The organism is Streptomyces anatolicus (assembly GCF_019400875.1).
In the GTDB taxonomy this organism is placed as follows: Bacteria; Actinomycetota; Actinomycetes; order Streptomycetales; family Streptomycetaceae; genus Streptomyces; species Streptomyces anatolicus.
On record NZ_WMBF01000011.1, the window covers coordinates 14743 to 27473 of the forward strand.

Sequence of the window (12731 nt, forward strand, 5' to 3'; positions counted from 1 at the left end):
GGACTCCTAGTATGGGCGGATGCAGCCGACCGACGAACCCGCCTTCGCCCCGCCCACCGGTGAGGACCGTGAGATCGAGACCCTCGCCGAGTTCGACGAGGTCTGGCGGCGCGGCGCGCTCGCCGGCTGCCGCGTCCAGGCCGTCGACCTGACCGAGCGCACCTCGGCCCTCCTCACCGCCGATGTCGCGGGCGCCGTCTTCCTCGGCTGCCCCATGCGCGAGGACGCGGCGGCGAAGGTGCGGGTCTCGGGCGCGCTGGTCTTCCCGCCCGTCCCCGGCCTGCCGTTCAACCCCTACCGCGGGCTGCTCTACACCCCCGGCGACCTCTTCTCGGGCCTCGCCGACGGCGGGTACGACGCGACGCCGGACGCCCGTGCGTACGACTGGTTCCAGCGGACGAAGGCCGACGGCGACGTCTTCTCCTCGATGCTGCGCGCGATACACGACGACTCGATCTCCGACGCCCTGGACGAACTGCTCGCCGGGGCGGCCGTGGTGGGCGTGATGGGCGGCCACGCGATGGCACGGGGCACGGAAGCGTACGCGGGCGCCGCGCGCCTCGGCCGTGCGCTGGCCCGCGCCGGGTTCACCGTCGCGACGGGCGGCGGTCCCGGCGCGATGGAGGCGGCGAACCTCGGCGCGTACGCCTCCGTCTTCGCCGACGGCATGCTCGACGAGGCCCTGGAACTCCTCGCCAAGGCCCCGTCCTTCTCGCCCTCGGTGACCGAGTGGGCACGGGCGGCCTTCGCGGTCCGCGAGCGCTGGCCCTCGGGCGGCGCGTCGGTGGGCATCCCCACCTGGTTCTACGGCCACGAGCCGCCGAACGCCTTCGCGTCCCACCTGGCAAAGTACTTCGCCAACGCCACCCGCGAGGACGGCCTGCTGGCCCGCTCGAACGCGGGCGTCGTCTTCCTGCCGGGGGCCGCGGGCACGGTCCAGGAGGTCTTCGACAACGCCACCCCCAACTACTACGAGTCGCGCGGCGAGCCCACCCCGATGGTCCTGGTCGACCGCGCGCACTGGACGGCCCACCTCCCGGTCTGGCCCCTGCTCCAGTCGCTGGCCCGCGGCAGGTCCATGGAGTCGCGGATCGCGCTGGTCGACCGGGTGGAGGAGGCACCGGCCGCGCTGGACGCCCTGCTCTCGGGCGTGGCTCACGCCTCGAGCAGCCCCGCGAGCGCCTAGTAGGACAGCCCCCGGCCCACTCCCGCCGCACCCACGCCCGGCCCTTCCGCGCGGGCGTACGCCATCAGCCCTTCCGGAGCGCCGTGTCCCCGGAGTCGCCCCCGCCCCCGAGGACGACCACGTCCTCCGCGTCGAAGGTGATCCCGACCGTCTCCCCGACCCCCGGCGCTCGGCGCAGCGCGCACGCCGCCTCCAGGCGCGGGCCCTCCTTGGGCTGGAGGTGCACGGCGACATGGGTGCCGCGGAAGGTGCGCGCCGTCACCGCGCACGGCAGCCCCTCGTCGGCGCCGACGAGCCGCACCCCGGCGGGCCGCACAAGCACCTCGCACCGCCCCGCGGGGACGCCGGCCGGCACGGGGATCTTGCCCCACACCGTGTCCGCCGTGTCGCCGGTGACCGTCGCCCCGACGATGTTGTCGAAGCCCAGGAACCGCGCGACGAACTCGTCCACAGGCCGCTGCCACACCTCGAGCGGCGTGCCGGACTGGGCGATCCGCCCGTCCCGCATGACGACGACCCGGTCGGCGAGCGCGAAGGCCTCGCCCTGGTCGTGCGTGACGGCCAGCACGGTCGTGCCCAACTCGCCGAAGAGTTCCCGCAGTTCGACGACGAGGCGTTCGCGCAGGGAGCGGTCGAGCTGGCCCAGCGGCTCGTCCAGCATCAGCAGGCGGGGCCGGGGCGCCAGCGCCCGCGCGAGGGCGACCCGCTGCTGCTCGCCCCCGGAGAGCGAGGCGACCGCGCGCCGCTGCGCCTTCGGCAGCCCGACCAGTTCGAGCAATTCGGCCACCCTGTCGGCCTGTTCGCCCCGCGAGGCGCCGTGCATGCGCAGCCCGAAGGCGACATTGCCCGCCACATCGCGCTGCGGGAAGAGCTGGTGGTCCTGGAACATCAGGCCGACGCCCCGCTTGTGCGCGGGCACCCCACGCTGGTCGCGTCCGCCCAGCTCGACCCGCCCCGCGTCCAGCGCCTGGAGCCCGGCGACCGCCCGCAGCAGTGTCGACTTGCCGCTGCCGCTCGGCCCGAGCACGCAGACGATCTCGTGCTCGGCGACCTCCAGGTCCACGGCGTCGAGCACGGCCCGCGCCCCGAACCGGACCGTCGCCTCACGCAGTCTCAGCAAGGCGGCCGGAGTTGGCTGCGGACCCATCAGAACTCTCCCGTGGTGCGTTCGGTACGGATGCGTTCCAGGAGCAGCAGCGACACCGCGCACACCACCATGAGGATCGCCGAAAGGGCCATCGCCTGGCCGTAGTTGAGGTCCCCGGCCCGCCCGAGCAGCCGCGCCACGGCGACCGGCAGCGTCGGGTTGTCGGGCCGCGCGATGAAGACGGTCGCCCCGAACTCACCGAGCGACACGGCGAAGGCGAACCCGGCGGCGATCAGGAGCGCCCGCCGCACCATCGGCAGGTCGACCTCCCGCCACGCCCGCAGCGGCGAGGCGCCGAGCACGGCCGACGCCTCGCGCAGCCGCCCGTCGACCGCGCGCAGCACGGGCAGCATGGTGCGTACGACGAAGGGCACGCCGACCAGCGCCTGGGCGAGCGGCACCAGGATCCAGGTGGCCCGCAGATCGAGCGGCGGCTCGTCCAGCGTGATCAGGAAGCCGAAGCCGACGGTCACCGCGGAGACCCCGAGCGGCAGCATGAGCAGCGCGTCGAACCCTCGTACGAGGCGACCGGCTCTCCGGGTCAGGGCGGTGGCCGCGAGCCCGCCGATGACGACCGCGAGGGCCGTGGCCACGAGCGCGTACTGGAGTGAGTTCCAGACCGCCTCGATCGGCGGCACGAGGAAGGCACCGCCTTCGGCCGAGGTCAGCTCCCTGTAGTACGTGAGTCCGTAGCCGTCGGGACCGTCGAAGGAGCGCTCGATGAGCACGCCGAGCGGCAGCAGGATCAGCAGCGCGACCGTGGCCACGACCAGGCCGAGCAGCGACCACTGTCCGGCCCCACGCGGGCGGCGGGCCACGGCCGAGGCGTCGACCAGCTTCAGCGCGCTCTCGCGCCGCCGCGCCGTCCACGCGTGGACAGCCAGGATCAGGCCGACCGCCGCGAACTGCACGAGCGTCAGGACGGCGGCCGTCGGCAGGTCGAGGAGCTGGGCGGTCTGCCGGTAGATCTCCACCTCCAGCGTGGAGTACGCGGGCCCGCCGAGGATCTGCACGACACCGAAGGAGGTGAAGGTGAAGAGGAAGACCATGAGCGCGGCGGCCGCGACGGCAGGCCCGAGCGCGGGCAGCGTCACGGTCCGCCAGGCCGTCCAGCGTGAGGCGCCGAGCATCCGCGCGGCCTCCTCCTGCCGCGGGTCGAGCTGCGACCAGAGCCCGCCGACCGTGCGCACGACGACCGCGTAGTTGAAGAACACGTGCGCGAGCAGGATCGCCCACACGGTCGTGTCGAGCCGTACGCCCCCCAGCTCGTCGAGGAGCCCGCCCCGCCCGATCAGCGCGAGGAACGCGGTCCCGACGACGACTGTCGGCAGCACGAACGGCACGGTCACGACCGCCCGCAGCACCTGCTTGCCGGGGAAGTCGAAGCGCGCGAAGACATACGCGCCGGGGAGCGCGATCACCAGCGTGAGCGCTGTCGACGCGAGCGCCTGCCAGGTCGTGAACCACAGGACGTGCCGGATGTCGGACTGCCCAAGGACCTCCGCGATCCGCCCGAACCGCCAGACCCCGTCGACGTGCAGACCTCGCGCGACGATCGCTGTGACCGGATAGGCGAAGAAGACCGCGAAGAACGCGACGGGCAGGGCCAGCAGACCGAGCCGCGCCGCGCTCCCCCGGCCGAAGCCCGCGCGGGAGCGGGGCTTCGTCACTTCCGTACGAGCGAGGTCCACGACTTGATCCACGGCTCGCGGTTCTCGGCGATCTTCTTCGGGTCCATGGTCTGCGGCTTGTCGACCCTCACGCCGTGCTCGGTGAACAGCTCGGGCAGCTTCGTGCCCTCGCGCACCGGGTTCACGAACATGTTCAGCGGCATGTCCGCCTGGAACTCCTCGCCCGCGAGGAAGTCGAGGAGGGCCTTGCCGCCCTTGGTGTTCCCGGCGCCGCTGAGCAGACCCGCGTACTCGACCTGACGGAAGCACGTGCCGGTCGCGACGCCGGTCGGGGCCTCCTTCGGCTGCGGCTTGCCGTACAGCACCTCGACGGGCGGCGAGGAGGCGTAGGAGACGACGAGCGGCCGGTCGCCCTTGGCCTTCTTGCCGCCCGCGGACCCGGAGAACTCCTCGTTGTAGGCCTGCTCCCAGCCGTCGACGACCTTGACGCCGTTGGCATCGAGCCGCTTCCAGTACCTCTCCCAGCCCTTGTCGCCGTACTTCGCGGCGGTGCCGAGCAGGAATCCGAGCCCGGGCGAGGAGGTCGCGGCGTTCTCGGTGACCAGCAGGTTCTTGTACCGCGGCTCGAGGAGGTCGTCGAAGGACTTCGGCGGCGCCAGCTTCTTGTCGGCGAAGTACTTCTTGTCGTAGTTCACACAGATGTCGCCGCTGTCCACGGGCGTCACCCGGTGCTTGCCCTGGTCGACGCGGTACTCGGGCTTGATCTTGTCCGAGCCCTTGGCCTCGTACGACTGGAAGAGCCCGTGGTCGAGCGCCCTGGAGAGCAGCGTGTTGTCGACGCCGAAGAAGACGTCGCCCTGGGGGTTGTCCTTGGAGAGGATCGCCTTGTTCACGGCGGCGCCCGCGTCACCGTCCTTGAGGACCTTGACCTGGTACCCGGACCGCTTCTCGAAGTCCTTCAGTACGTCCTTGGAGACGTTGAAGGAGTCATGCGTGACGAGCGTGACGCTCTTGGAGTCGCCCTTGGTGGAATCGCCGCCGGAGCCGCCGCACGCCGAGACGGCGACGAGCCCGATGCCCACCGCGACGGCGGTGAACGTGACCTTTTTGGTGCTCACTGGAATGTCCTCCTGGGTGTCCAGGAAGAGACGCGGCCCTGCCCGCCGGCGAAACGCCTGCGGGCAGGGCGCAACAGCTTGAGTAATGCCCGAACTTCCTACCCAGAATGACCTGGGCGAGGTTCAGAGGGTCTGCGGCCCACCTGTCCAAGGTGCCGCACTCTCAGCGCTGTGGCGCTCCCCTGTCGGAATATGCAGATGTGGGTACGTGCCGTACGCGATCGTGTGTACGAGGCGTACGACCGCCAGACTACCTCTCGGCGGCCGCGAGCTGACCGCACGCCCCGTCGATCTCCTGGCCCCGGGTGTCCCGGATCGTCACCGGCACCCCATGGGCGGCGATGGCCTCCACGAACGCCTTCTCGTCCTCTGGCCGCGACGCCGTCCACTTCGAACCCGGCGTCGGGTTCAGCGGAATCAGGTTCACGTGCACCGGCTTGCCCTTGAGCAGCCGGCCCAGGCGGTCACCGCGCCACGCGTGGTCGTTGATGTCGCGGATCAGCGCGTACTCGATGGAGAGACGGCGCCCGGACTTGGCCGCGTACTCCCATCCCGCGTCGAGGACCTCCCGCACCTTCCACTTCGTGTTGACCGGTACGAGGGTGTCGCGCAGGTCGTCGTCCGGGGCGTGCAGCGAGATCGCGAGGCGGCACTTGAAGCCCTCGTCGGAGAACCGGTGGATGGCGGGCACGAGCCCCACCGTCGACACCGTGATCCCGCGCTGCGAGAGACCGAGGCCGTCCGGCTCGGGGTCGGTGAGGCGGCGGATGGCGCCGGTCACGCGGTTGTAGTTGGCCAGCGGCTCGCCCATGCCCATGAAGACGATGTTCGACAGACGAGCGGGCCCGCCGGGGATCTCGCCGTCCCTGAGGGCGCGCATGCCGTCGACGATCTGGTGGACGATCTCGCCCGTCGACAGGTTCCGGTCGAGACCCGCCTGGCCCGTGGCGCAGAACGGGCAGTTCATGCCGCAGCCCGCCTGGGAGCTGATGCACATGGTCACCCGGTCGGGGTAGCGCATCAGGACCGACTCGACGAGCGTCCCGTCGAAGAGGCGCCACAGCGTCTTGCGCGTGGTGTCGTCGTCGCAGCTGATGTGCCGCACCACGGACATCAGGTCGGGCAGCAGTGCTTCCCGGAGCTTGTCGCGCGCACCGGCGGGGATGTCGGTCCACTCGGCCGGGTCGTGGGCGTACCGCGCGAAGTAGTGCTGCGAGAGCTGCTTGGCGCGGAACGGCTTCTCGCCAATGGCGGCGACGGCTTCCTTGCGCTCGGCGGGCGTGAGGTCGGCGAGGTGCCGCGGCGGCTTCTTGGCTCCGCGGGGCGCGACGAAGGTGAGTTCTCCGGGTACAGGCATGGTCCTTCCAGTGTCGCAGACATACGACAAGGGGCCCGCCGCCCTGTGGACAACGAGCCCCTTACCTACATCTGCGCAGGTCAGACCGGTAATCGGTCGGTCAGCCCGACCCGACGAAGACCACGAGCAGGAGCCAGACCACCGGCGCCGTCGGCAGCAGGGAGTCGAGCCGGTCCATGATGCCGCCGTGGCCCGGCAGCAGCGTGCCCATGTCCTTGATGCCGAGGTCCCGCTTGATCATCGACTCGCCGAGGTCACCGAGCGTGGCGCTCGCCGCGACCGCGAGGCCGATGAGCAGCCCCTGCCACCACACGCCGTCCTCGATCAGGAACTCCATGCACAGCGCGCCCGCGCCCATCGCGAACCCCACCGCGCCGAACAGGCCCTCACGGGTCTTGCCGGGGCTGATGCGCGGCGCCAGCTTGTGCTTGCCGAAGCGCCAGCCGATCGCGTACGCGCCGGTGTCGCTGACGACGGTGAGCAGCAGGAACGTGAGCACCCGCCACGCCCCGTCGTCCGCGGTGAGCATCAGCGCCACGAACGTCGCGAGGAAGGGAACGTAGAAGGCCGCGAAGACGCCTGCCGTGACGTCCTTCAGATAGCCCTCGGGAGGCTCGGTCATGCGCCAGACCAGGACCGCGAGCGCGGTGAGCGCCATCGCGACCCACGCGCCCTCGGGCCCCCGGACATACCCGGCGACGACCATCGCCGCGCCGCCCACCGCGAGCGGCACGAGCGGCGCCTTGATGCCCTTGCGCTCCTCGAGGCGGGAGGTGAGTTCCCAGAGGCCGACCACGACGGCGACCGCTATGACGCCGATGAAGACGGCCTTGACGATGAAGAGCGACGCGATGATCACCGCGCCGAGGCCCACACCGACTCCTATGGCCGCACCGAGATCACGGCCCGCGCTCTTCTTCGGCGCTGGCTGCGGCGCTGCCGGGGCGGGCTGGGAGGCGCTGGGCATGGGCTCCTGCGGGGGCGCGGGGGTGTCGGGCACGACGGGCATCGGCTGCGTCACGGACGGCAGCAGCACGTCCTGCGCATCGTACGCGGGACCTGCCGGGGGCGCCCCCTGACCAGACCCCTGGTCGGGCGGCACCCAGTACCCGGCTGTGGGCCGCGCCCCCCAGGAAGAGTCGTTCACGGATCGGATTCCTGATTCCTCGGACTGAGCCTCAGACTTCGAGCAGCTCGGCTTCCTTGTGCTTGAGCAGCTCGTCCACCTGGGTGACGTACTTCGACGTGAGGTCCTCGAGGTCCTTCTCGGCACGACGGCCCTCGTCCTCGCCGATGTCGCCGTCCTTGACCGCCTTGTCGAAGGCTTCCTTGGCCTTGCGGCGGATGGAGCGGATCGAGACCTTGGAGTCCTCGGCCTTGGTCTTGGCGACCTTGATGTACTCCTTGCGGCGGTCCTGCGTCAGCTCGGGGAACGTCACCCGGATGATGTTTCCGTCGTTGCTCGGGTTGACGCCGAGGTCGGAGTCGCGGATCGCCTGCTCGATGTTGCGCAGCGCGCTCTTGTCGAACGGGGTCACCACGGCCATCCGAGGCTCCGGCACCGAGAACGAGGCCAGCTGGTTGATCGGCGTCAGCGCGCCGTAGTAGTCCGCCACGATCTTGTTGAACATCGCCGGGTGCGCACGGCCGGTGCGGATCGCGGCGAAGTCCTCCTTGGCGACCACGACGGCCTTCTCCATCTTCTCCTCGGCCTCGAGGAGGGTCTCTTCGATCACCACTTGCTCCTGCGTGTCTGAGTAGGCCCGGCTAGCACGGGGCGGCCGGCTGCGTCGCGTGTCTTTCCTGCACGGTGTCCGACCGGCAGGGCTTTGTCCATCCCTCTCAAGTGACGTCTCGCGTCCGTCTCTTGAGACTGACCCAGGTCTCCGGGGTCAGGCCCGGCTTCCCTGGTCACCCACGAGAGTGCCGATCTTCTCACCCTTGACGGCCCGGGCGATATTGCCTTCGGAGAGCAGCTCGAAGACGAGGATGGGCAGCTTGTTGTCCCGGCACAGCGTGATCGCGGTCATGTCGGCGACCTTGAGGTCGCGGGTGATGACCTCGCCGTAGCCGAGGGCGTCGAACTTCACCGCGTCGGGGTTGGTCTTCGGGTCGGAGTCATAGACGCCGTCCACGCCGTTCTTGCCCATGAGCAGCGCCTCGGCGTCGATCTCCAGGGCGCGCTGCGCGGCGGTGGTGTCGGTGGAGAAGTACGGCATGCCCATACCGGCGCCGAAGATGACCACGCGGCCCTTCTCCAGGTGGCGCACGGCGCGCAGCGGGATGTACGGCTCGGCGACCTGGCCCATGGTGATGGCGGTCTGCACGCGGCTGTCGATGCCCTCCTTCTCCAGGAAGTCCTGGAGGGCGAGGCAGTTCATGACCGTGCCGAGCATGCCCATGTAGTCCGAGCGGGCCCGGTCCATGCCGCGCTGCTGGAGCTCGGCGCCGCGGAAGAAGTTGCCGCCGCCGATGACGATGGCGATCTGGGCGCCGTCGCGGACCACGGCCGCGATCTCGCGCGCGATGGCGTGCACCACGTCGGGGTCGACCCCGAGGCCGCCCCCGCCGGCGAACGCCTCGCCGGAGAGCTTCAGCAGGAAGCGTCCGGCGCCTTTGTCGTCGTCACTCTTCGAGTCGGCCTTGGTGGTCATGGTGTTCTCGCTTCTCTTACTTGACACACATACGAAGAAGGCCACTGCCGGTGGGGTGTCGTTCGCATCCCATGCTCGGCAGTGGCCTCCTCGTCAGATCCTGCGGTCGTACATCGCGTATGGGCTCCCTGTGCGGGGTTCCCCACGCGGGCGACCGCTGTCGACCCTAGCGGGGTCTACCGTCGATCGCGGTACGGACTCAGATGCCGACCTTGATGCGCGAGAAGCGCTTCAGGGAGACACCGGCCTCGGCGAGAACCTTCTCGACCGACTTCTTGTTGTCCAGCGCGTACGGCTGGCCGAGGAGGGTGGCCTCCTTGAAGAAGCCGTTGACGCGACCCTCGACGATCTTCGGGAGCGCGGCCTCGGGCTTGCCCTCGGCGCGGGTGGTCTCCTCGGCGACGCGACGCTCGGACTCGACGACCTCGGCCGGGACGTCCTCGCGGGAGAGGTACTTCGGCGCGAAGGCGGCGATGTGCTGCGCGATGCCCTTGGCGACGTCGGCGTCGGCCTTGTCCAGCTCGACGAGGACACCGATCTGCGGGGGCAGGTCGGGCATCGTGCGGTGCATGTACGCGGTGACGTAGGCGCCGGAGAACTGCGCGAAGCGGTCCAGGACGATCTTCTCGCCGAGGTTGGCGTTGGCCTCGTCGACGTACGCCTGGACGGTCTTGCCGGCCTCGATCTCGGAGGCGAGCAGCGCCTCGATGTCGGCCGGGGACGTCTTGGCGATGTGGGCGGCGAGGTTGTTCGCCACGGCCTGGAACTTCTCGCCCTTGGCGACGAAGTCCGTCTCGCACTTCAGCTCGACGATGACACCGGAGGTGTTGTCGTCGGCGATGAGGGAGACCACGGCGCCGTTCTCGGCGGAGCGGCCCTCGCGCTTGGCGACGCCCTTCTGGCCCTTGATGCGGAGCGCCTCGACGGCCTTGTCGACGTTGCCCTCGGCCTCGTCGAGCGCCTTCTTGCAGTCCATCATGCCGGCGCCCGTGAGCTCACGGAGCTTCTTGACGTCAGCGGCGGTGTAGTTCGCCATGATCGAAATTCTCTCTCGAAGTCTTGAAAGATCTACGGAGGTCTACGGGTGAACGGCGGGGGCCGATCGGGCCCCCGCCGTCAACTACCGAACCTGTGAGGTCAGGCCTGCTCGGCGTCCGCGGCGGCGGCGGGAGCCTCGGCCTGCTCGGCGTCGGCGGCCTTCTCCGTCTCGGCGGACTTCTGAACCTCGGCCTCGGCCTCGGCGGCCTTCGGCTCCTCGGCCTTGGGGGCCTCGGCGTCGTCGGCCTTCTTCTCGCCCTCGAGGAGGTCGCGCTCCCACTCGGCGAGCGGCTCGCCGGCGGCCTTCTCGCCCGGCTTCGAGTCACCGGTGGCGACGCCGGAGCGGGAGATGAGGCCCTCGGCGACGGCGTCGGCGATCACGCGGGTGAGCAGGGTGACGGAGCGGATCGCGTCATCGTTGCCGGGGATCTTGTAGTCGACCTCGTCGGGGTCGCAGTTGGTGTCGAGGATGGCGACGACCGGGATGTTGAGCTTCCGGGCCTCACCGACCGCGATGTGCTCCTTCTTGGTGTCCACGATCCAGACGGCGCTGGGCACCTTGGACATCTCGCGGATACCACCGAGGGTCTTCTCCAGCTTGGCCTTCTCGCGCGAGAGCACGAGAAGCTCCTTCTTGGTCAGACCGGAAGCGGCGACGTCCTCGAAGTCGATCTGCTCGAGCTCCTTGAGGCGCTGCAGACGCTTGTAGACGGTCGAGAAGTTGGTGAGCATGCCGCCCAGCCAGCGCTGGTTGACGTAGGGCATGCCGACGCGGGTGGCCTGCTCCGCGATGGCCTCCTGCGCCTGCTTCTTCGTGCCGACGAACATGACCGTGCCGCCGTGGGCGACGGTCTCCTTGACGAACTCGTAGGCGCGGTCGATGTACGACAGCGACTGGAGCAGGTCGATGATGTAGATGCCGTTGCGCTCCGTGAAGATGAAGCGCTTCATCTTCGGGTTCCAACGACGGGTCTGGTGACCGAAGTGGACGCCGCTTTCCAGCAGCTCCCGCATCGTGACGACGGCCATGGCCGCTCTCCTTGAGATTCTCGGTTGTGCCGCGTGTGCCGGACGGCACTCGCGCCTGACGCCCGCTGTGCGCCTTGCCACTAGAGACCTAGGGACCGAGGGGCGCTGACACCGGCCTGTGAGGGCCTGATGTCGGGGCGTGCGAAGTCGACCCGGTGACCCGGATCGCCACAAGAAGTGTACGGGACCCGCGGGGCGCCGGATGACGCCGCTGCCCGTGACCTGGTGACGGATCCGCTCGCCACTTTCCCCCCGACGGGTGACACGGCTTTCCACAACCGGCCGGTACTCCACAGATCCCGACCATGATCCCTGCGGAACGCCGGGACGCGGGACGGTTCTGCCATGCGCCTGGAACTGCTCCTGACGACACTGACCGCACTGCTGGCGACCGCCCTGAACCCACTCCCGAGCCCGCCCCCGGTTTCCCCGGTGGCCACGACCTGGCCGGTGGCCGCCCCCGCGGGCACCCGCCCCGCTCTCGTACGCGCGTGGGATCCACCCTCGACCGAGTACGGCGCGGGCCACCGGGGCGTCGACCTCGCCGCGCCCCCGGGCACCCCGGTGCGGGCGGTGGCACCCGGCCGGGTCTCCTTCGCGGGCCGGGTGGCGGGCAGAGGCGTGGTCTCGGTGGAGCTGGACGGCACCGGAGCGCCCTCGCTGCGCACGACGTACGAGCCGGTGCGCGCCACGCTGAAGAAGGGCGCCGAGGTCACCGCGGGCGAACAGGTCGGCACCCTGGAACGCCCGACGGGCCACTGCCCAGAGGCCTGCCTCCACTGGGGCCTGCGCAGAGCCGACGCCTATCTGGACCCGCTGGCCCTGCTCCCGCCCCGGCTACTGCACCCCGGCCCGTCCCGCCTGCTCCCACTGACCGGACCACCGACGTCGTGAGCGGGGCCTCACGGGCCCAGGGACCTCAGCCGCGCACCCCGCGCAGAGCCATCGAGACCGCCGCCTCCGTGATGGCGGAGGGGTCCTCCGCGGCGCCCAGTTCGATCCGCCGCACGGCCGCGTCCACGATCCCCTGGAGCAGCATCGCCGCCATCCGGGGCTGCTCGTGCCCCAGGGCCTGGAGCGCCTCGACGATCATCGCGATGAGCCCGCCATGCGCGGCCCGGATCTTCTCCCTGGCCCCGGCGTCCAGCTCGCTGGCGGAGATGGCGACCACGGCACGGTGGCGCCGGTCCCCCACCAGGGCCAGCTGCCGCCGCACATACGCCTCGACCTGGCCCTCGGGGGACCGCGCCCCTTCCATCGCCGCCGAGACCTCCGCGGCCCAGACGGGGAAGTCGACCTCGCACAGCTCCTCGACCACGGCCGCCCGCGACCTGAAGTACTCGTACACGGACGACCGGGCGAGCCCGGTGCGCTCCGCGAGAGCGGGGAAGGTCAACGCCTCCGTACCGCCCTCGGACAGCAGGGACCTCGCGGCGTCCAGCAGGGCCCCGCGCTGCATCGACCGGTGCTCGGCCACAGAGGCCGCTCGAATCCTTGGCACGGCTCCACTTTACGGACGGCGGGCCCCGCGCGGGAGTCGCTGCCGCGCGCACATGCCGCGGGCAGGGACG

Annotated in this window: 12 protein-coding genes; 2 read left to right on the forward strand and 10 right to left on the reverse strand. The window is 70.5% G+C overall.

Annotated elements, in window-relative coordinates:
* Window positions 1-19: 19 nt before the first annotated feature.
* Window positions 20-1186 carry an LOG family protein gene (locus tag GKQ77_RS02800; protein ID WP_219686971.1) on the forward strand — a complete coding sequence of 389 codons (1167 nt, stop codon included), beginning with the start codon at window positions 20-22 and terminating at the stop codon, window positions 1184-1186.
* A 64-nt stretch (window positions 1187-1250) separates the two neighbouring features.
* Here the strand turns inward: GKQ77_RS02800 and GKQ77_RS02805 are convergent, their stop codons facing one another.
* From GKQ77_RS02805 to rpsB, 9 genes are all read right to left on the reverse strand, one after another.
* Window positions 1251-2333, reverse strand: coding sequence for an ABC transporter ATP-binding protein (locus GKQ77_RS02805; RefSeq protein ID WP_219686972.1), 1083 nt, complete (start codon window positions 2331-2333; stop codon window positions 1251-1253).
* Window positions 2333-4024 carry an ABC transporter permease gene (locus GKQ77_RS02810; protein WP_219686993.1) on the reverse strand — a complete coding sequence of 564 codons (1692 nt, stop codon included), beginning with the start codon at window positions 4022-4024 and terminating at the stop codon, window positions 2333-2335. The genes GKQ77_RS02805 and GKQ77_RS02810 overlap by 1 nt, the downstream gene beginning before the upstream one ends.
* On the reverse strand, window positions 4000-5082 hold the full coding sequence (locus GKQ77_RS02815; RefSeq protein WP_219686973.1) for a thiamine ABC transporter substrate-binding protein: 1083 nt from the start codon (window positions 5080-5082) through the stop codon (window positions 4000-4002). Before GKQ77_RS02815 ends, GKQ77_RS02810 begins: the two co-directional genes overlap by 25 nt.
* A gap of 250 nt (window positions 5083-5332) precedes the next feature.
* The gene (gene rlmN, locus GKQ77_RS02820) at window positions 5333-6439 is read right to left on the reverse strand and encodes a dual-specificity RNA methyltransferase RlmN (RefSeq protein WP_055534624.1); all 1107 of its coding nucleotides are present in this window, start codon (window positions 6437-6439) and stop codon (window positions 5333-5335) included.
* A gap of 100 nt (window positions 6440-6539) precedes the next feature.
* Complete coding sequence (locus GKQ77_RS02825) at window positions 6540-7586, reverse strand: phosphatidate cytidylyltransferase (protein WP_219686974.1); 1047 nt, start codon at window positions 7584-7586, stop codon at window positions 6540-6542.
* Window positions 7587-7617: 31 nt separating this feature from the next.
* Window positions 7618-8175 (reverse strand): ribosome recycling factor, encoded by a 558-nt coding sequence (gene frr / locus GKQ77_RS02830; protein ID WP_219686975.1) that lies wholly within the window; start codon window positions 8173-8175, stop codon window positions 7618-7620.
* 156 nt (window positions 8176-8331) lie between these two features.
* A complete protein-coding gene (gene pyrH, locus GKQ77_RS02835; protein ID WP_125515376.1) occupies window positions 8332-9093 on the reverse strand; it encodes a UMP kinase in 762 nt (253 codons plus the stop codon).
* Window positions 9094-9292: 199 nt separating this feature from the next.
* The gene (gene tsf / locus GKQ77_RS02840; protein WP_219686976.1) at window positions 9293-10129 is read right to left on the reverse strand and encodes a translation elongation factor Ts; all 837 of its coding nucleotides are present in this window, start codon (window positions 10127-10129) and stop codon (window positions 9293-9295) included.
* 101 nt (window positions 10130-10230) lie between these two features.
* Window positions 10231-11160 (reverse strand): 30S ribosomal protein S2, encoded by a 930-nt coding sequence (rpsB, locus tag GKQ77_RS02845; RefSeq protein WP_219686977.1) that lies wholly within the window; start codon window positions 11158-11160, stop codon window positions 10231-10233.
* A 345-nt stretch (window positions 11161-11505) separates the two neighbouring features.
* On the opposite strand from rpsB, the gene GKQ77_RS02850 reads away from it, so the two are divergent.
* Complete coding sequence (locus tag GKQ77_RS02850; RefSeq protein WP_219686978.1) at window positions 11506-12054, forward strand: M23 family metallopeptidase; 549 nt, start codon at window positions 11506-11508, stop codon at window positions 12052-12054.
* A 25-nt stretch (window positions 12055-12079) separates the two neighbouring features.
* On the opposite strand, the gene GKQ77_RS02855 is transcribed toward GKQ77_RS02850, so the two are convergent.
* A complete protein-coding gene (locus tag GKQ77_RS02855; protein WP_219686994.1) occupies window positions 12080-12637 on the reverse strand; it encodes a TetR/AcrR family transcriptional regulator in 558 nt (185 codons plus the stop codon).
* Between the last annotated feature and the right edge of the window lie 94 nt (window positions 12638-12731).